The sequence below is a fragment of the Lentzea albida genome (assembly GCF_900111005.1).
GTDB classification, from domain to species: Bacteria; Actinomycetota; Actinomycetes; order Mycobacteriales; family Pseudonocardiaceae; genus Lentzea; species Lentzea albida.
Genome location: NZ_FOFV01000017.1, coordinates 105,833 through 127,572, shown reverse-complemented (window position 1 = coordinate 127,572; position 21,740 = coordinate 105,833). Strand labels below are relative to the sequence as shown.

2 protein-coding genes and 2 pseudogenes are annotated in these 21,740 nt (G+C 73.8%); all 4 read left to right on the top strand.

Annotated elements, in window-relative coordinates; genetic code table 11:
- Positions 1-164 precede the first annotated feature (164 nt).
- Positions 165-11,735, top strand: a pseudogene (locus BMY74_RS45820) (SDR family NAD(P)-dependent oxidoreductase); the annotation flags it as partial.
- A gap of 110 nt (positions 11,736-11,845) precedes the next feature.
- Positions 11,846-17,254, top strand: coding sequence for a type I polyketide synthase (locus BMY74_RS33850; protein ID WP_089922662.1), 5,409 nt, complete (start codon positions 11,846-11,848; stop codon positions 17,252-17,254).
- Positions 17,251-20,979: pseudogene (locus tag BMY74_RS33845) on the top strand (type I polyketide synthase); the annotation flags it as partial. The gene BMY74_RS33850 and the pseudogene BMY74_RS33845, both read left to right, overlap by 4 nt.
- The gene (locus tag BMY74_RS47035; protein WP_425434883.1) at positions 20,968-21,702 is read left to right on the top strand and encodes an acyl carrier protein; all 735 of its coding nucleotides are present in this window, start codon (positions 20,968-20,970) and stop codon (positions 21,700-21,702) included. The pseudogene BMY74_RS33845 and the gene BMY74_RS47035, both read left to right, overlap by 12 nt.
- The last annotated feature ends 38 nt before the right edge of the window (positions 21,703-21,740 follow it).

Genomic DNA, 21,740 nt, shown 5'->3' with positions numbered 1-21,740 from the left:
GATGTCCCACGGAGAAGTTGGGGAGTGCGCACTTGAGCGAGTTCGATGACCTCCGTCCTGCCACTGGCGAGGTGGCGGACCGGGGAAACGAGCTGCCCGCGGGAAAGCTGGGGGCGGCGGCACACGCATCGCGCGATCTCGTCCTGCGGGTGACCGCGGAGGTCCTCGCCGACATGGTGCCCGGCGCACCGCCGGTGGGCAGCGGCACCCGGTCGTTCCTCGACCTGGGGTTCGACTCGCTGGCCTCGGTCGAGCTGCACGCGCGCCTCGTCGCGGCCACCGGGCTCGAACTGCCGGTGACCGTCGTCTACGACCACCCGAGCCCGATGGCACTGGCCGCGCGCCTGGGAGCGGACGGCGACCAGCTCGGGTCCGCGCCCGCGTTCCCGTTGGTGGAGCACGACGACGACGTGGCGATCGTGGGCATCGGCTGCCGGTTCCCGGGACGGGTCGACTCGCCGGAGACGTTGTGGCGCCTGGTCGACGAGGGTGTCGACGCCGTCGCGGGTTTCCCCTCCGACCGCGGCTGGGACGTCGAGGGGATCTACGACCCGGACGCCGGCAAGGCGGGGACGACCTACAGCCGGCACGGCGGCTTCCTCGACGCCGCGAGCGAGTTCGACGCCGAGTTCTTCGGGATCTCCCCGCGTGAGGCGACCGCGATGGATCCCCAGCAGCGCCTGGTGCTCGAGGTCTCGTGGGAGGCCCTGGAACGCGCGGGCGTGGACCCCACCTCGTTGCGCGGCAGCCGTTCCGGCGTGTTCATCGGCGTGGAGCCCCAGGAGTACGGTCCCCGGCTGGCGGACGCTCCCGAAGGCCTCGAAGGACATCTGCTGACCGGCAACACGCCGAGCGTGGTCTCCGGGCGCATCGCCTACGTCCTCGGCCTCGAGGGTCCCGCCCTGAGCGTGGACACCGCCTGCTCGGGTTCGCTCGTCGCGCTGCACCTCGCCGCGCACTCGCTGAGGTCCGGTGAGTGCGACCTCGCGCTCGCCGGCGGTGTCGCGGTCATGGCGAGCCCCGGCAACTTCATCGCCTTCTCCCGTCAGCGGGGCCTCGCCCCCGACGGGCGCTGCAAGCCCTTCGACGAGTCGGCCGACGGCACCGGGTGGGGCGAGGGCGCGGGAATCCTCGCCCTGGAACGACTTTCCGACGCCAGGCGCAACGGCCACCCCGTGCTCGCCGTCGTGCGTTCGTCGGCCATCAACCAGGACGGCGCCTCGAACGGCCTGACCGCGCCGAACGGCCTGGCGCAGCAGCGCGTGATCCACCAGGCGCTCGCGAACGGGCGGCTCGTCGCCGCGGACGTCGACGCCGTCGAGGCCCACGGCACCGGCACCCGCCTGGGAGACCCGATCGAGGCGCAGGCGATCCTCGCCACGTACGGCCGGGAACGCGAGGCAGACAGTCCGCTGTGGGTCGGGTCGATCAAGTCGAACATCGGCCACGCCCAGGCGGCCGCCGGTGCCGCCGGCGTGATCAAGATGGTCATGGCGATGCGGCACGGAACGCTGCCGCGCTCGCTGCACCTCACCCGGCCCACGCCGCACGTGGACTGGTCGGCCGGTGCCGTCTCGCTGCTCACCGAGGCGCGGCCGTGGCCGGAGACCGGCCGCCCGCGCCGCGCCGGCGTCTCGTCCTTCGGCATCTCCGGCACCAACGCCCACGTGATCATCGAAGAAGCCCCGCCCGCGGAGGGCGAGCGGACCGCCGACACCCGGGACGTCACCGTTCCCTGGGTGCTGTCGGGCAGGACGCCGGAAGCCCTGCGCGCCCAGGCCGAACGGCTGAAGTCCTTCGTCGCCGCCGACCCCGCGCTCGCTCCCGCCGACGTCGGCCTGTCCCTCGCCACCACCCGCGCCGCCCTCGCCCACCGCGCCGCCGTGGTCGGCCGCGACCGCGACGAGCTCCTGGCGGGCCTCGACGCCGTGATCGGCGAGACCACCCCGGCACTGCGGGGCGTCGCGGGCACCGGCGGCCTCGCCTTCCTGTTCGCCGGTCAGGGTTCCCAGCGCCGCGCGATGGGACTCGAGCTGTACCAGCGCAACGAGGTGTTCGCCCGCGCGATGGACGACGCCTGCGGCTACCTGGACATCCAGCTGGACGTCCCGTTGCTGGACGTGCTGTTCGCCGAGGAGGGCAGCGAGGACGCCGCCCTGGTCGACCAGACCTCCTTCTCCCAGCCCGCGCTGTTCGCGATCGAGGTCGCGCTGTACCGCATGCTCGAGTCGTGGGGCCTGCGGCCCGACTACGTCAGCGGGCACTCCATCGGCGAGATCGCCGCGGCGCACGTGGCCGGCGTGTTCTCCCTGGAGGACGCGGCGACACTGGTGGCCGCCCGCGGGCGGCTGATGCAGGAACTCGAGGTGCGCGGCGCGATGGTGTCGTTGCGCGCGACCGAAGAGGAAGCGCGGGAGCTGCTGAGCGGGCACGAGGACGTCGCCGGCATCGCGGCGGTCAACGGACCGCGCTCGGTCGTGGTCTCCGGCGCCGACGACGTCGTCCTGGCGATCGCCGACCGCTGGCAGGCCCAGGGCGGCAAGGCGAAGCGCCTCAACGTGAGCCACGCCTTCCACTCGCCGTTGATGCGGCCGGTGCTGGACGAGTTCCGCCGGCTCCTCGACTTCCTCACCTTCTCCGCTCCGGCCGTCCCGTTCGTCTCCACCGTCACGGGCCGCCTGGTGAGCCCGGCGGAACTGTCCACACCGGACTACTGGGTCGCGCACGTCAGCGAGGCCGTGCGGTTCCACGACGCCGTGCGGGTCATCGAAGGGGCCGGCGTCACCACGTGCCTGGAACTGGGCCCCGACGGCGTGCTCTCCGCCATGGCCGCGGACTGCCTGAGCGACGAGGCCGACGTGCTCGTCCGGCCGGTGCTGCGCCGCGACCGCCCCGAGGAGGCCGAGGCGCTCAGCGCGCTGGGCAACGCCTTCGTGCGCGGTGTGCGCGTCGACTGGCCAGCGGTGTTCCCGGAGACCGCGACGACGGTCGCACTGCCCACGTACGCCTTCCAGCGCGAACACTTCTGGCTGCCGGGCACGGCCGCCGGGGACGCGGCCGCGCTGGGCCTGCAACCCGGCGAGCACCCGCTGCTGGGCGCGACCGTCGCACTGGCCGACGGGGACGGCCACGTGCTCACCGGACGGTTGTCCCTGGCGACGCACCCGTGGCTCGCCGACCACGTCGTGTTCGGCCGCGTCGTCGTACCGGGGGCCGTGCTGCTCGACCTCGCGGTGCGGGCCGCCGAGGAGGCCGGCTGCGCCGCGGTCGAGGAGCTGACCCTTCAGGCACCCCTGGTGCTCGAAGAGTCGGGCTCAGTGCAGGTGCAGCTGCGGTCCACCCCCGCCGAGCCCGGTGGCAGGTCCACGATCAGCGTGCATTCCAGGTTGCCGGGCTCCGACGAGTGGGTCCTGCACGCCTCCGGCGCACTGGCCGTGGAGCCGTCGGCACCGCAGCAGTGGTCCGCGACGTCGTGGCCGCCCGCCGGGGCGCGGGAGGTCGCGCTCGACGGCGTCTACGACGACCTGGCCGCCACCGGTCTGGCCTACGGCCCGGTCTTCCGCGGGCTGCACGCCGCGTGGGTCGCCGGTGACGAGATCTTCGCCGAGGTCGCCCTGCCCGAGTCGGTCGCGGTGGCCGCGGCGGACTTCGCCGTCCACCCGGCACTCCTGGACGCCTCCCTGCACGCGATCTCGTTCGGCGGAGCCGGTGACGACGGGGGCCGGGCACGGCTGCCGTTCTCGTGGTCCGGCGTGTCCGTGCACGCGACCGGCGCGACGGCGCTCCGCGTGAAGATCACCGTCAAGAGCGCGGACGAGGTCGCTCTGCACGCCGTCGACCCGGCGGGTGCGCCCGTGCTCACGGTCGACTCACTGGTGTCCCGTGCGCCCTCCGCGGCCACGCGGAGCACGACCAGTCTTTACACGGTGGACTGGGTTCCCGTCCCCGTCGGCGATTCACCGGCGTGGACGACCTACGGCTCGGCCGACGCGGCTCCCGGTGTGCTCGCGCTCTTCGTCTCGCCGGAGAGCGACGGTCCGGCCGGCGTGCGCGAGGCCACCCATACCGTTCTCGCTGCCGTGCAGGGCTTCCTGGCGGACGCGCGGTACGCGGACTCCCGTCTCGTCGTGGTGACTCAGGGCGCGGCCGGGCCGGACGTCACCGACGTCGCCTCCGGCGCGGTCTGCGGCCTGGTGCGCGCGGCGCAGGCCGAACACCCCGGTCGGTTCGTCCTCCTGGACGGCCCGGAGGAGTTCGCCGGCGTCGCCGCCGGGTCCGGTGAGGCCCAGCTGGCCGTGCGCGACGGCGTCCTGCTCGCACCCCGTGTCGTGCGCGCCCCGGCCGTGACCGGCGCCGAGCCGGTCCTGCCCGCCGACGGCACCGTCCTCATCACCGGTGGCACCGGAGGCCTCGGCGCCGCACTGGCGAGGCACCTGGTCTCGGCCCGCGGTGTCACGAGCCTGGTGCTGCTCAGCCGCCGCGGCGCCGAGTCGCCCGGAGCCGCCGAACTGGGCGCCGAGCTCACCGAACTCGGTGCGCACATCACCATCAGCGCGTGCGACGTCGCCGATCGCGCGGCCCTGGAAGCCGTCCTCGGCGCCATCCCGGCGGACCGCCCCCTGGTCGGCGTGGTGCACACCGCGGGTTCCCTCGCCGACGGCGTCGTCACGTCGCTCGACGAGGAGCGACTCGACGGCGTGCTCCGCCCGAAGGTCGATGGCGCCTGGCACCTGCACGAGCTGACGAGCCACCTCGACCTGCGGCTGTTCGCGCTGTACTCCTCCACGTCCGGGCTCTTCGAAGGCGCCGGGCAGGGAAACTACGCCGCGGCCAACAGCTTCCTCGACGCACTGGCACAGCACCGCCGCGCCCGTGGTCTCGCGGCCCAGTCCCTCGTGTGGGGCCTGTGGCAGCTGGGCATGGGAAGTGGTCTCTCGGCGGCGGAGGCCGACCGCGCGGCCAGGCAGGGTTTCCCCGCGCTGGCGGAGCACGAGGGCCTCGCGCTGTTCGACGCGGCCCTGGCCTCCGACCTCCCCATCGCCGTCACCCTGCGGCTCGACCTCACCGCTCTCGAGGCGCGGTCCCGCGACGACCTCCTCCCGCCGCTGCTCGAACGACTGGTCAGGACGAGGTCGCGCCGCGCCGCCGCGGGCGCCCCGGCCGCCTCGGGCTCGCCGCTGTCCGGCATCCCGGAGGCCGACCGGAAGACGGCGCTGCTCGGCATCGTGCGCGCCCAGGTCGCCGCCGTGCTGGGGCACGCCTCCGCGGACCGCGTCGAGCAGGACAAGGCGTTCACGGACCTGGGCTTCGACTCGCTGACCGCGATCGAGTTGCGCAACAACCTGAGCGCCGCCGCCGGTGTGCGACTGCCGGCCACGGTGGTCTTCGACCACCCGACGCCCGCCGCGCTCGCCACGTTCCTGCACGTCCAGCTCTCCGGCGACGAGCCCGCCCCGACAGCCCCGGTCGTCACCTCGGCGGCGTCGGACGAACCGATCGCGATCGTCGGCATGGCGTGCCGCTACCCAGGCGGTGTGGGCTCGCCCGAGGACCTGTGGACCGTCGTCGCGTCGGGCACGGACACGATCTCCGGCTTCCCGTCGAACCGCGGCTGGGACCTCGACACCCTGTTCCACCCCGACCCCGACCACCGGGGCACCTCCTACGCCTCCGAGGGCGGCTTCCTGCACGACGCGGACGCGTTCGACGCCGAGTTCTTCGGCATCTCGCCGCGCGAGGCGCTGGCCATGGACCCGCAGCAGCGCCTGCTGCTCGAGGTCGTCTGGGAGTCGCTCGAGAACGCCGGGCTCGACCCGACGTCGTTGAAGGGCAGCAGGACCGGCGTCTTCGCCGGGGTCATGTACTACGACTACGCGCACAGCCTGGGCGCGATCCCCGAGGAGGTCGAGGGCTACATCGGCACCGGCACCTCGGCGAGCGTGCTGTCCGGCCGGGTGGCCTACACGCTCGGACTGGAGGGACCGGCGGTCACCGTCGACACCGCCTGCTCGTCCTCGCTCGTCGCCCTGCACCTCGCCTCGCAGGCGTTGCGCTCGGGGGAGTGCGGGCTCGCCCTCGCGGGTGGCGTCACGATCATGGCGACGCCCGAGACGTTCGTGGACTTCTCCCGCCAGCGCGGCCTGGCCGCCGACGGGCGCAGCAAGTCCTTCGCGGCCGCCGCCGACGGGACCAGCTGGTCCGAGGGCGTCGGCGTGCTCGTGCTGGAAAGGCTGTCCGACGCGCGGCGCAACGGCCACGAGGTCCTGGCCGTGGTCAAGGGTTCCGCGGTCAACCAGGACGGCGCGTCGAACGGCCTGACCGCCCCGAACGGGCCTTCGCAGCAGCGGGTGATCCGGCAGGCGCTGGCCAACGCCGGTCTGTCCACTTCGGACGTCGACGCGGTGGAGGCGCACGGCACGGGCACCCGTCTCGGCGACCCGATCGAGGCGCAGGCGCTGCTCAACACCTACGGGCAGGACCGCGACGGGCGGCCGCCGCTGTGGCTCGGTTCCATCAAGTCCAACTTCGGGCATACGCAGGCCGCCGCCGGTGCCGCGGGTGTCATCAAGATGGTCCTCGCGATGCGCAACGAGACGCTGCCGGCGACGTTGCACGTGGACGCCCCGACGCCGCACGTGGAGTGGGACACCGGTGCGGTGTCGCTGCTGACCGAGCCGGTGCCGTGGCCCGCGGCCGACCGCCCGCGCCGTGCGGCCGTGTCGTCGTTCGGCATCTCCGGCACCAACGCGCACGTGATCCTCGAAGCTCCGGACGAGGCGGACCTCCCCGTCCGCGCGACGGGCGAGAGCACCTCCAGGATCGCCTGGGTGCTGTCGGGCCGGACCTCCGCGGCGGTGCGGGAGCAGGCCAAGCGGCTGAGCGCCTTCGTCGGCGCCGACGAGACCCTGTCCCCGGCGGACGTCGGCTTCTCGCTGGCCACGACCCGCGCCGGGCTGGAGACGCGTGCCGCCGTGACGGGAGCGGACCGCCGGGAACTGCTGGCCGCCCTGGACGTTCTCGCCGCCGGAGGTACCGGCGCCGGCGTGGTGGAGGGCTCCGTCCTCAGTGGACCCGTGGCCTTCCTCTTCGCCGGACAGGGTTCGCAGCGGCTCGGGATGGGCCGCGGCCTGTACGACGAGTTCCCGGTCTTCGCGTCGGCCTTCGACGAGGTGTGCGCGCTGCTGCCCGGCGTGCGCGAGGTCGTGTTCGGCACGGACGCCGAGGCGCTGAACCGGACCGCGGTGGCACAGCCTGCGTTGTTCGCCCTCGAGGTGGCGCTGTTCCGGCTGGTGGAGTCGTGGGGTGTCCGGCCGGAGTTCCTGGTGGGGCACTCGATCGGTGAGATCGCGGCCGCGCACGTGGCCGGCGTGTTCTCCCTCGGCGACGCGGCCCGGTTGGTCGCGGCGCGCGGGCGGTTGATGCAGGAACTGCCGTCCGGCGGTGTGATGGTGGCGGTGCGGGCCGGCGAGGACGAGATCGCGGAGTTCCTGTCGGACGAGGTGTCGCTGGCCGCGGTGAACGGTGCCGGTTCGGTGGTGCTGTCCGGTGTGGAGGGTCCGGTGCTGGCCGCGGCGGAGGAACTCGCCGCGCGGGGCCGGAAGTGCACGCGGTTGTCGGTGTCGCACGCGTTCCACTCGGTGCTCATGGAGCCGATGCTGGACGGGTTCCGCGCCGTGGCGGAGTCGATCGGGTACCGCGAGCCCGTGGTGCCGGTGGTGTCCACCGTGACGGGCGCCCTGGTGGGTCCCAGTGAGGTGACGTCGCCGGAGTACTGGGTCCGGCACGCGCGGCAGGCCGTGCGGTTCGCCGACGCGGTGGCCGCGTGCGCGGAGCTCGGGGTGTCGCGGTTCGTCGAGCTCGGCCCGGACAGCTCCCTGTCCGGCCTGGGCGCGGAGGGAGCGGACGAGGAGACCGTCTTCGTTCCGTTGCTGCGCAAGAAGCACGACGAGGTCGAGTCGTTCACCACGGCGCTCGCGCGGTTGCACGCGCACGGCGTGCCCGTCACCTGGGACGCCATGTTCCCCGGTGCCCGGCGGGTGCCGTTGCCGACGTACGCCTTCCAGCACGAGCGGTACTGGCTGGAGGCGCCGCGCACGACGGCCGGCACGGCCGGTCTCGGGCTCGCCCCCGCCGAGCACCCCCTGCTCGGCGCGGCCGTCGAGTTCGCGGAAGGGGACGGGTTCCTGTTCACCGGGAGCCTGTCCCGGTCGACCCACGGCTGGCTGACCGACCACGTCGTGCTGGACCAGGTCATCGTCCCCGGCGCCTGCCTGGTCGAACTGGCCGTGCGCGCGGCGGACGAGGTCCGCTGCGGCACGGTCGAGGAGCTCACCCTCCAGACCCCGCTGGTGCTGCCGGAGTCGGGCGCGGTGGACGTCCGGGTGCAGGTCGGGCCCGCCGCCGCCGACGGTCGCCGCTCGATCACCGTCCACTCGCGTGCGGCCGGCGCCCTCACCGGGGACGCCTGGACGCGGCACGCCACGGGCTCCCTCGTGCCCGCCGCGCCCGCGCCGGACTTCGACCTGCGGGAGTGGCCGCCGGCCGGAGCCGAGCCGGTCGCCGTCACCGGCCGGTACGAGGCGCTCGCCGAGACCGGGCTCTCCTACGGGCCCGCGTTCCAGGGGCTGACCGCCGCGTGGCGACTCGGCGACGACGTCTACGCCGAGGTCACGATCGAGGACGACTCGACCCACCCGGACTACGGGCTGCACCCGGCACTGCTGGACGCCTCGCTGCACGCGATCGGCCTCACCGAGGAAACGCCGCTGTCGCTGCCGTTCGTGTGGAACGGCGTCAGCCTGCACGCGTCGGGTGCGGGTGCACTGCGCGTCCGGCTGCGCGAGGAGAGCGGGGGCGCCTGGTCGATCCTGGTGGCGGACAGCGCCGGCGAACCGGTGATGACCGTGGAATCGTTGGTGCTGAAGGACATCTCCGCCGAGGGCCTGCAGACGCAGCGGCAGATTGACTGGTCGTTGCGCGTGGAGTGGGCACCGGCCGCGCTCGGCGACGCCGTCGACTGGACGGACTACGAGGCGGTCGGCGGCCGGGCTCCCGCGCACGTCGTCCTCCACCTCGCGGCGGACACCGACGTCGACGTGCCCGAAGCGGCGCGCAGGCTGTCGCACCGGACGCTCGACGTCGTCCAGCGCTGGGTGGCGGACGACAGGTTCAAGGACTCCCAGCTCGTCGTGGTGACGCGCGGCGCGGTCGCGGTCGACTCCACTGTGGACAACCCCGCGACCGCGGTCGCCTGGGGCCTCGTCCGCACCGCGCAGCAGGAGTACCCCGGCCGCTTCCTGCTCGTCGACGCCGAACCCGGCACCGTGATCGGGAACGAGCTGCTGGGCAGGGTGATCGGATCCGGGGAGCAGCAGCTGGCCGTGCGCGGCGACCAGGCCTTCGCACCGCGGATCGTGTCCGCGGCCGAGGGCAGGCTGGCACCGCCGCAGGGGACCGACGCGTGGGTGCTCGGCATGTCCGGCAAGGGCACGCTCGACCACCTGGTGCTGACGCCCAACCCCGGTGTGCTGGAGCCGATCGCGCCCGGTGACGTGCGCATCGGCGTCCGTGCCGCCGGGCTGAACTTCCGCGACGTGCTGACGGTGCTCGACATGTACCCGGGAGACGCCGGGACGATCGGCAACGAGGCCGCCGGCGTGGTGCTCGAGGTCGGGTCGCAGGTGACGGACCTGCGTCCGGGCGACCGGGTGATGGGCCTCGTCATCGGCGGGATCGGACCCGTCGCCGACGCCGACCGCCGGCTGGTCACGCGGATGCCGGCGGGGTGGACGTTCGAACAGGCCGCCGCGGTGCCGCTGGTGTTCCTGACGGCGTACTACGGCCTGCGCGACCTCGGCCGGCTCGAGAAGGGCCAGTCCGTGCTGGTCCACGCCGCCGCGGGCGGTGTCGGCATGGCGGCCACCCAGATCGCGCACCACCTCGGTGCGGAGGTCTTCGGCACCGCGAGCCCCGGCAAGCAGGACGTCCTGCGCGAGGCCGGGCTGAGCGACCTGCACATCGCCTCGTCGCGCGACCTCGACTTCGAGGACGTCTTCCGCGCGGCGACCGTCGGACGCGGTGTCGACGTCGTGCTCAACGCGCTGGCGGGCGACTTCGTGGACGCGTCGCTGCGGCTCGTCACCGAGGGCGGCCACTTCGTGGAGATGGGCAAGACCGACGTCCGCGACGCCGCCGAGGTGGCCGGGCTCGGCGTCACCTACCGGGCGTTCGACCTGATCGACGCCGGGCCGGACCGGATCGCGGAGATCTGGGCGGAGCTGGACGCGCTTTTCGAGCGCGGCGCGCTCACGCCGCTGCCCACCAGGAGCTGGAACGTCTTCCAGGCACAGGAGGCCTTCCGGTTCATCAGCCAGGCCCGGCACGTCGGCAAGGTCGTGCTCACCCTGCCCCGGCCGATCGACCGGGACGGCACGGTCCTGATCACCGGCGGCACCGGGGCGCTCGGCAGCGCGGTCGCCCGGCACCTCGTGACCGAGCACGGCGTACGCCACCTCCTGCTGCTCAGCAGGCGTGGAGCGCAGGCGCCGGGCGCCGGGGAGCTGCGGGCCGAACTGGCCGAACTCGGTGCCACGGCGACCATCACCGCCTGCGACACCGCCGACCGCGAGGCGCTGGCCGGCGTGCTGGACGGCATCCCGGCGGACCGGCCGCTGACCGCGGTCGTGCACACCGCCGGCGTGCTCGACGACGGCCTGCTCGGCTCGCTCACGCCCGCTCGTCTGGACGCGGTGCAGGTCGCGAAGGTGAACGCGGTCTGGCACCTGCACGAGCTGACCGGGCACCTAGACCTGGCGCGGTTCGTCGTGTTCTCGTCGATCACCAGCATCACCGGCACGGAGGGCCAGGCCAACTACGCGGCGGCCAACGCCTTCCTCAACGCCGTCGCCGAGCACCGCCGCGGCACCGGCCAGGTCGGCCAGGCCCACGCGTGGGGCCTGTGGGAGGACGGCATGGGAGCCGGCCTGTCGCGCGCCGACCTGGACGTCATGGCGCAGGAGGGCTTCGGGGCCCTGGCCCTGGCCGAGGGCATGGCCCTGTTCGACGACGCGCTGCGCACCGACGAACCCGTCGCCGTCCCGGTGAAGCTGGACCGGGCCGCGCTGCGCCGGTTCGCCAAGCACAACGAGATCAACCAGATGTGGCACGACCTGGCTCGTGCCACGTCGCGCCGGTTCACCGAGGCGGCCAGGACGTCGTCGCTGGCGGACCGGCTCGCCTCGCTGACGGCGACCGAGCAGGACGCGCTCCTGGTCGACCTCGTCCGCGTGCACGCCGCCGCCGTTCTCGGCCACGCCGACGCGGAGGCGCTGGAGACGGCCAAGCCGTTCACGGACATCGGCCTCGACTCGCTGACGGCCGTCGAGCTGCGCAACCGGCTCAACACGGCGGCGGAGGTGCGGCTGTCCGCGACGGCCGTCTTCGACCACCCCACGACGGCCGCGCTCGCGGCGCACCTGAAGCAGCTGCTGGCCCCGCAGGAGGCCGCGAAGTTGTCGGCGGCCGCCGTGCTCGCGGAGCTCGACCGCCTGGAGACGAGCCTGCAGGCCCTCGACGGCGACGTCGGCGGCCACCTGACGGTCGTGCTGCGACTGGAGGAGCTGCTGTCGACGTTCTCGGCGGCGGCCGCGGGGCCGGACGCCGGGAGCGACGACCTGGCGGACGCGTCGGTCGACGACGTCGTCGACTTCCTGGAACGAGAGCTCGGCATTTCCTGACCCGGTGGCGTGACGGGGAACGGTGGCGGCGCATGCGCGCCCCGGATCCGTTCCGCGTCACGCCACCCGCACGCCCCCTGTCCTGGTCAACATTCCTTTGAGGTTGTGAGATGGCGGATCAAGAGAAGCTGGTCGGCCTGCTGAAGAAGCTCACCGCGGACCTTCAGCAGACCAGGACGCGCCTGCGCCAGGCCGAGTCCCGCGACCGGGAGCCGATCGCGATCATCGGGATGGCCTGCCGCTATCCCGGTGACGTCGAGAGTCCCGAGGACCTGTGGCGGCTCGTCGACGAGGAGCGGGAGGGCATCTCCGCGTTCCCGACCAACCGCGGCTGGAACCTGGAGGGGCTGTTCGACGCCGATCCGGAGAGCTCCGGCACGAGCTACGTGAACACCGGCGGCTTCGTGCACACGGCGGACGAGTTCGACGCCGAGTTCTTCGGCATCTCGCCGCGCGAGGCCCTGGCGATGGACCCGCAGCAGCGCCTGCTGCTGCAGGTCACGTGGGAGGCGATCGAACGGGCGGGCATCGCCCCCGGCTCCCTCGCCGGCACCCGGACCGCCGTGTACGCGGGCGTGTCGTCGCAGGAGTACGGACCGCGGCTGCACGAAGAGGCCCTGAACGTGGAGGGGTACCTCCTCACCGGCACGACGTGCTCGGTGCACTCCGGCCGCATCGCCTACAACCTCGGGCTCGAGGGCCCCGCCGTCTCGGTGGACACCGCGTGCTCGTCGTCGCTGGTGGCGATCCACCTCGCCGTGCAGGCGCTGCGCAGCGGTGAGTGCGACCTCGCCCTCGCCGGCGGCGCGAACATCATGGGAGGCCCCGGCGTCTTCGTCGAGTTCTCGCGCCAGCGGGGCCTGTCGCCCGACGGGCGGTGCAAGTCGTTCGCCGAGGCCGCCGACGGCACCGGCTGGTCCGAGGGCGTCGGCGTGGTGATGCTCGAGAAGCTCTCCGACGCCCGGCGCAACGGCCACGAGGTGCTCGCGGTCGTCCGGGGTTCGGCGATCAACCAGGACGGCGCGTCGAACGGGCTCACCGCGCCCAGCGGGCCCGCCCAGAGGAGCGTCATCGCGCAGGCGCTCGCCGACGCCCGCCTGTCGACCAGGGACGTCGACGTGGTCGAGGCGCACGGCACCGGCACCCGCCTCGGCGACCCGATCGAGGCGCAGGCGGTCCTCGCGACCTACGGGCAGGACCGCCCCGGCGACCGGCCGCTGTGGCTCGGTTCGCTGAAGTCCAACATCGGCCACACCCAGTGCGCCGCGGGGGTCGGCAGCGTCATCAAGATGGTGATGGCGTTGCGGAACGACACGCTGCCCAAGACCCTGCACGTCGACACCCCGACCCCGTTCGTGGACTGGGAGTCGGGTTCCGTCGAGTTGCTGACGAGTGCCCAGGAGTGGCCCCGGCAGGACCAGCCGCGCCGCGCCGGCGTGTCGTCCTTCGGCATCTCGGGGACCAACGCCCACCTGATCATCGAAGAGGCCCCCGCGGAGGTGGTCACCGGGGACGAGCCCGGCGGCCGCGGCCACGGTGCCGTTCCCGTCGTGCTGTCCGGCACGAACCGCGAGGCGCTCGCGGCCCAGGCCCGGCGGCTGCGGTCGCACCTGGAAGCCGACCCCGCCGCGACCCCGCTCGACGTCGCGTACTCGCTCGCCACCGGCCGTACCGCGCTCGCCGAGCGCGGTGTCGTCCTCGCCACCGACCGCGACGGCCTCCTCGACGGCCTGGCCGTCCTCGCCGACGGGGGCAGGAGCGACCAGGTCCTGCAGGGCGGGGTGCGCACCGGCAAGACCGCCTTCCTGTTCACCGGCGGAGGGGCGCAGTACCTCGCCATGGGCCGCGAGCTGTGCGAGGCCCACCCCGCGTTCGCCGCCATCTTCGACGCGGTGACGGCGGAGTTCGACGCCCATCTGCCGCGGCCGTTGCGCGAGGTGATGTTCGCGGAGGACTCCGCCCTGCTCGACCGGATCGACTACATGCTGCCCGCGTTGTTCGCCATCGAGGTCTCGGTGGCGCGGCTGCTGGAGTCCTGGGGCGTGGTCCCCGACTTCGTCGCGGGGCACTCGATCGGCGAGTTCGCCGCCGCGCACATCGCGGGCGTCTGGTCGCTGGCCGACGCCGCGCGCATCGTCGCGATCCGCGGCCGGTTGATGAACTCGTTGCCGCCGGGCGGCGCGATGGTGGCGATCCAGGCCTCCGAGGAGGAGGTCGCGCCCGAGCTGACCGGACTGGTCGGGTTCGCGGCGCTCAACGGGCCGACGTCGGTCGTGATCTCCGGCGACGAGGAGACCGCGATGGCCATCGCCCAGCGGTTCAAGGACAAGGGGCGCAAGGCCAAGAAGCTCGTCGTCAGCCAGGCGTCGCACTCGGCGCTGATGGACGGCATCCTCGACGAGTTCGGCCGCGCCACCGCGGAGCTCACGTACTCCGCGCCGCGCATCCCGATCATGTCCACCCTCACGGGCAAGCAGGCCGGCGCGGACGAGGTGGGCGACCCGCAGTACTGGGTCCGCCACATCCGCCGGCCCGTCCGGTTCACCGACGCCGTGAGCGTGCTCGAACGCGAGGGCGTCACCCGCTACGTCGAGGTGGGACCCAACGGCGTGCTCACCGCGGCCGCGATGGAGATCGTGGAACGGCCGGACGCCGCCGAGTTCGTCTCGTCGCTGCGCAAGAACGGCGCCGAGGACCTGGACGTGGCCGGCATGGTCGCGCGCCTGCACATCAGCGGGGCGCCGATCGACTGGACGGCGTTCTTCGGCGACACCGGTGCCCGTCGCGTCGGTCTGCCCACCTATGCGTTCCAGAACAGCCCGTACTGGCTCGCGAACGACGACGGTCCCGCCGACCTGAGCTCCATCGGGCTCGCCTCGGCGGAGCACCCGGTGCTCCAGGCGGCGATCGTGCCCGCAGATGGGGACGGGGCGCTGTTCGCCGGGCGGGTGTCGCTCTCCTCCCACACGTGGCTCGCCGATCACGCCGTCCTGGGCACGGTGATCGTGCCGGGGGCGGGCCTCGTCGAACTGGCGATCCGCGCCGGTGACGAGGTCGGCTGCGGAACCGTCGAGGAACTGACCCTGCACGCGCCGGTGCTGCCGGGTTCCGAAGGTTCCCTGGCGCTGCAGGTGGTCGTCGGGGACGCCGACGAGGACGGCCGCAGGCCGGTCTCGGTCCACAGCCGGCCCCGGAACGCCCCCGCGGGTCAGGCGTGGACCCGCAACGCCGACGGCTGGTTGCGGCCTGCCACCGCCGCGCAGGACTGGGTGCAGGGGGAGTGGCCGCCCGCGGGCGCGGACGCCGTCGCCCTCGACGGCTTCTACGACCGCTTGGCCGACTCCGGGTTCGGTTACGGACCGGTGTTCCAGGGCCTGCGGGCGGCGTGGCGGCGCGGCGACGAGGTCTTCGCCGAGGTCGCCCTGCCGGATGCCGGCACCGACGGCTTCACGATCCACCCGGCCCTGCTCGACGCCGCGCTGCACACCCTGTTCCTGGCCCCCGGCGCGGACGAGTCCGCCGCCCTGCCGTTCTCCTGGAGCGGTGTCTCGTTGCACGCGACCGGTGCGCGCTCGCTGAGGGTGCGCTTGACCGGCGGCGGGAACTCCGGATCGCTCGCCGCCGTGGACGACGCCGGTCAGCCGGTGCTCTCCGTCAAGTCGATCGCCGTCCGGCCCGTCACCGCGGACCAGCTGCGCGCCGCGGACGCGCCGGAGAACCTCTACGCGGTCGAGTGGACCGCCACGCAGGCCGGGCTCGCCGAGCCCTGGACCGACCACGCCGACCTGCCCGCCGACGGAGCCGTCGAAGGGCACGTCGTGTACCCGGCGCTGGCCGGCGACGACCCGGTGGCCGACGCCCACCGGCTCACCACGAGTGTGCTGGGCGTCCTGCGCACCTGGCTGGAGGACGACCGGTTCGCCGCGGCGACGCTGGTCGTGCGGACCGACGCCGGCGAATCCTGCCCCGCTTCCGCCGCGGTGCACGGCCTGGTCCGCTCCGCCCAGTCGGAGCACCCCGGCAGGGTCGTCCTCTTCGACGGCCCGGCCGACGCGGTCGGCGAGGCCATCGCGACCGGTGAGCCGCAGGTCGCCGCACGCGGTGGTGAGCTGGTCGTGCCGCGGCTGGTGCCCGCGGTGGTCACCGGTGACCCGGCTGCGTGGGACCCGAACGGCACCGTGCTGATCAGCGGTGGCACCGGGGACCTCGGGGCGCTGGCCGCCCGGCACCTGGTGACCGGGCACGGCGTCCGGCACCTGGTCCTGACCAGCAGGCGCGGGATCGACGCGCCGGGAGCGGCGGCCCTGCGCGACGAGCTGACCGCCCTGGGCGCCGAGGTCGTCGTGGAGCGCTGCGACGCCGCCGACCGGCAGGCTCTCGCCGCCGTGCTCGGCCGCATCCCGGCCGAGCACCCGCTGACCGGCGTGGTCCACGTCGCCGGGGTGCTCGACGACGGCCTGGTCACCGCGATCACCCCCGAACGGCTCGCCGGGGTGCTCGCCCCGAAGGTCGACGCCGCCTGGCACCTGCACGAGCTCACCCAGGACAAGGGGCTGGAGCACTTCGTCCTGTACTCGTCGGCGGCCGGCGTCCTCGGCTCCCCGGGTCAGGGCGGTTACGCCGCCGCCAACAGCTTCCTGGACGCGCTGGCGGGCCTGCGCCGTGCCCGCGGTCTCGCCGCGCGGTCGCTGGCCTGGGGTCCGTGGCAGCAGGACCAGGGCCTGACCGCCCACCTGGACGGCGCCCAGACCGACCGCCTCGGCCGCGACGGGTTCGCCTCGCTGGACCGCGCGGAGGGCATGCGCGCGTTCGACGCGGCGCTGGCTTTGGACGAGGCGCTGGCGGTCCCGGTCAAGATCGACCTGACCGCCCTGAACCGCGTGGCGCGCAGCACCGAGGTCCCGGCCGTCCTCCGCGGCCTGGTCCGCACGGCCGGCCGGCGGACCGCGACGACGAGCGAGAAGAGGGAGCTGTCGCTCGTCGAACGACTGGCCGCCCTGCCCGCGGCCGAACGGCCGGACGCCGTTCAGGACGCCGTGCTCGAGCAGGTCGCCGACGTGCTGGGGCACAGCTCCGGCGCGGTGATCGACCCGGAACGCGCGTTCACCGAACTGGGCTTCGACTCGCTCAGCTCCGTGAACCTGCGCAACCGGCTCAACGCGATGTTCGAGCTGCGCCTGGCCGCCACCGTCGTGTTCGACCACCCGTCACCGCGCGCGATCGCCGCCTTCGTCCTCTCACTGCTCCCCGGACTGGACGAGCCGATCAACGCCGGCGAGGTGGACGAACAGCAGATCCGCCGTGTCCTCGCCACCGTCCCGTTCGACCGGCTCCGCACGGCCGGGGTCCTGGACGCACTGGTCCGGCTGGCCAACGACCCGGCAGCCGACACCGCCGGCGCGGCGGCTCCCGCGGACGACCTGGTCGACGAGATGGACGCCGACGAACTGGTGAAGCGCGTCATGGCGGCCGCCGAGGACAACACCGTGTCACTCACCTCTGGTTCGGAGAACTTCTGATGCCCTCCAACGAGGAACTTGTCGCAGCACTGCGGGAGTCGGTCAAGGAGAGCTCCAGGCTGGCCGCGCGCAACCGGAAGCTGGTCGACGACGCCCACGCGCCGGTCGCGATCATCGGCATGGCCTGCCGGTACCCCGGCGGCGTCGACTCGCCCGAGGCCCTGTGGGACCTCGTGGCGACCGGCACCGACGCGGTGTCGGAGTTCCCGGCGGACCGGGGCTGGAACCTCGGCGAGCTGTTCCACCCCGACCCCGACCACCGCGGCACGTCGTACTCCCGCGAGGGGAGCTTCCTGCACGACGCCGCCGACTTCGACCCGGACTTCTTCGGGATCTCGCCGCGCGAGGCGCTGGCCATGGACCCGCAGCAACGGCTGATGCTCCAGGTCAGCTGGGAGGCCGTGGAGCACGCGCGGATCGACCCGACGACGCTCAAGGGCAGCGCGACCGGCGTGTTCGCCGGGCTCATGTACGGCGACTACGGCGTCGGCGTGGAAACGCTGCCGGAAGGGGTCGAGGGCTTCCTGGGCAACGGGACCCAGGGCAGCGTCCTCTCCGGCCGCGTGGCCTACACGCTCGGGCTGGAGGGTCCGGCGCTGTCGGTCGACACCGCCTGCTCGTCGTCACTGGTCGCCGTCCACCTCGCCGTCCAGGCGCTGCGCTCGGGCGAGTGCTCGATGGCTCTCGCGGGCGGCGTGTGCGTCATGGCCATCGCCGACACCTACGTCGAGTTCTCCCGGCAACGCGCGCTCGCCCCGGACGGTCGCTGCAAGTCGTTCTCGGCCTCCGCCGACGGCACCGGCTTCGGTGAGGGCGCGGGGATCCTGCTGCTGGAGAAGCTCGAGGACGCCGAGCGCAACGGCCACCGCGTGCTGGCGGTCATCCAGGGCTCCGCGGTCAACCAGGACGGCGCGTCCAACGGCCTCACCGCGCCCAACGGGCCGTCGCAGCAGCGCGTCATCCGCGCCGCGCTCGCCGACGCCCGCCTGCCCGCGGGGGAGGTGGACGTGATCGAGGCGCACGGCACCGGCACGAAGCTGGGCGACCCGATCGAGGCCGACGCCCTGCTGGCCACCTACGGCCAGGACCGCGAGGAACCGTTCTGGCTCGGCTCGATCAAGTCCAACATCGGGCACACGCAGTCCGCCGCGGGCGCCGCCGGGATCATCAAGATGGTCGAGGCGCTGCGCCGCGGCGAGCTGCCGCGCACGCTGCACGTCACCGAGCCCTCGTCGGCCATCTCGTGGGACTCGGGCAACGGGCGCCTGCTCACCGAGCACCTCGACTGGCCGGCGGCCGCACACCCGCGCACCGCGGCGGTGTCGTCGTTCGGCATCAGCGGCACCAACGCCCACGTCATCCTGCGCGAGGCACCGGCGCGCGCGGCCGCCGTCCGCGAGACCACCCCGCCGGCCCGTGTCCCCTGGGTGCTCTCGGGGAACACCGAGCAGGCGGTGCGCCGGCAGGCCGAGCGCCTGGTGGGCCGGGTGTCCGGGCTCGACCCCGTGGACGTCGCCCTCACCCTCGCCACCGGGCGCGCCGCGCGTGCGCACCGCGCGGTGGTGTTCGGCGAGGAGGCGTTGGCCGCCCTGGCGTCCGGTGACCAGTCTCCGGACGTCGTCACCGGCACGCAGTCCACCGGCAAGATCGCCTTCCTGTGCACCGGTCAGGGCGCGCAGCGGCTCGGCATGGGCCGCGAGCTGTCCGCCTACCCGGTGTTCGCGGAGAAGCTCGCCGAGGTCGCCGCACACCTGGACGAGCACACCGGGTTCTCGCTCCTCGACGTCATGCACGGCGACATCCCGGAGGCACTCGACCAGACGGCGGTGACCCAGCCCGCGCTGTTCGCGTTCGAGGTGGCGCTCGCGGAACTCGTGACGTCGTGGGGCGTCCGGCCGGACTACCTGCTCGGCCACTCCATCGGCGAGCTGACGGCCGCGCACCTCGCGGGGGTGTGGTCGCTCCCGGACGCCGCGAGGCTGGTCGCCGCCCGCGGCAGGCTCATGCAGGCATCGCCGGCGGGTGGCGCGATGATCGCCGTCAGGGCCGCCGAGGCCGACGTCGAACTACTGCCGGGCGTGAGCATCGCCGCGGTCAACGGCCCGGAGTCGCTCGTGCTGTCGGGTGACGAGGAGGCCGTCGCCGAGATGGCCGCCCGGTTCGAGCGCTCCAAGCGGCTCGCGGTGAGCCACGCCTTCCACTCGCACCACATGGACGGCATGCTCGCCGAGTTCCGGGAGATCGCCCGCGACGTCGAGCACTCGGCGCCGCGCATCCCGCTGATCTCGAACCTCACCGGCGCGGTCGCCACCGCCGAGCAGGTCACCGACCCGGAGTACTGGGTGCGGCACGTCCGCGGCACCGTGCGCTTCGCCGAGGGCGTGGCCGCGCTGCACGCCGCGGGCGTCCGACGCTTCGTGGAGATCGGCCCGGACGCGGCACTGTCCGCGCAGGGCGCCGACTGCGTGCCCGACGGGCTGTTCCTGCCCGTGCAGCGCAAGAACCGCGACGAGGTCACCACCGCCGCGCACGCGCAGGCCACCCTGTTCACCCACGGCGTCAAGCTCGACTGGCCCGGCATCTTCGCGGGCACCGGCGCCGAACTGGTCGACCTCCCGACCTATGCGTTCGAGCGGGAGCGGTTCTGGCTCGCGGCCGAGCCGGTCAAGCGCGCGACCGGCTGGCGTCACCACGTCCGCTGGACGCCCGTGCCGACCGGGGGCTCACCGGCCGGACCGTGGACGGTCGTGGGGGACCGGGACGACGCGTGGGCGCAGGCGGCGGCGGAGGCGTTGGGAACGAAGGTCGTCACCGCCGACGACGTCCGCGAGGGCAACGTCCTCGCCTTCGCCGGCGACGGCATGGCGGCCGCCGCGCTGCTCCGGGAGGGCACCAGGCTGTGGTGCGCCACGCGGGGCGCGGTCGCGGTCGGCGCGCACGAGCGGGTCAGCTCGCCCCGGCAGGCCGAGGTCTGGGCCGTCGGCCGGGTCGCGGCGATCGAGCAGCCCCGTTCCTGGGGCGGCTGCGTCGACCTGCCGGAGGCGCCGGACGCCCGGTCCGTCGCCCGGCTGCGGGAGGTCCTGTCCGGCGCCGAGGACGAGGTCGCGATCCGCGGCTCCGGCGTGCACGCCCGGCGCCTCGTGCCCGCCGAGCCCGTCAAGGGGTCGTGGACGACGAGCGGTACCGCGCTGGTCACCGGCGGCACGGGTGCGCTCGGCGCGCAGGTCGCCCGGCGGCTGGTCGAGGCGGGCACGCAGCGCCTGGTCCTGCTGTCGCGCCGCGGACAGGACGCGCCCGGAGCGCGCGAGCTCGCCGCGGAGCTCACCGGCCTCGGCGCTCAGGTGAGCATCCGCGCGTGCGACGCGGCCGACCGCGACGCCCTGGCCCAGGTCGTGGCGGAGCTGGACGACCTCCGGGTCGTCGTGCACACGGCGGGAGTCCTGGACGACGGCCTGATCACGGGCCTCACGCCGGAGCGGTTCGACGCCGTCGCGAGGCCCAAGACCGACGCCGCGCACCACCTCGGCGACCTGACCAAGCACCTGGAACTGGACGCGTTCGTCCTGTACTCGTCGCTGGCCGGCGTGCTCGGCAACGGGGGCCAGGCGGCCTACGCCGCGGCGAACGCGCACCTCGACGCGCTGGCCGAGCAACGGCGCTTCGACGGGCTTCCCGCCACGGCGGTGGCGTGGGGCCCGTGGGCCGAGGGCGGCATGGCCGGTTCGCACGACGACGGCGTGCGCCGGATGGGTCTGCGTCCGATGGCACCGCAAGCCGCCGTCGAGGCCCTGTTCGAGTCGCTCGCCGCGGACGACGTCACGGTGACCGTGGCGGACTTCGACTGGCCCGCCTACTTCGAGACCTCGCGGCAGGCACCGGTCCTGGCGGAGATCCCGCGGCCGCAGGCCGGGGCTCCCGCCGCGGCGGCGGGTCCCGCGCTGCGCGAACGGCTCGCCGGACTCATCGAGCCCGAGCAGCGCCGCCTGCTGCTCGACCTGGTCCGCGACGTCGTCGCGAAGGTGCTGGGACACCCGAGCACCACGACGATCGAACCGGACCGCGCGTTCAGCGAGCTCGGGTTCGACTCGCTGACCGCCGTCGAACTGCGCAACCGCCTCGACGCCGCGACGTCGCTGTCGGTCCCGTCGACGCTGGTCTTCGACCACCCGACACCGCTCGCGCTGGCGAACTACCTGTGGGTGGAGGTCGCGGGCCCCGAGCACGCGGCGGAGGCCCTGCTGCGCGACCTCGACAGGGCCGCCGACGTGCTCGGTGGACTCGACGACGGCAACGAGGCGCGCGCCGCCGTCCTGGAGCGCCTGCACGCGCTCGTCGCGGAGTTCGGCTCCGCACCAACGCACTCGCGCGGAGCTGTGGCGCGGACCGACCTCACCGAGGCGTCCGACGACGAGCTCTTCGCCTTCATCGACCAACAGCTCGGCACCTGAGCCGGCGCTCGTGATCTTGACCAATGAGTGGGGCAACC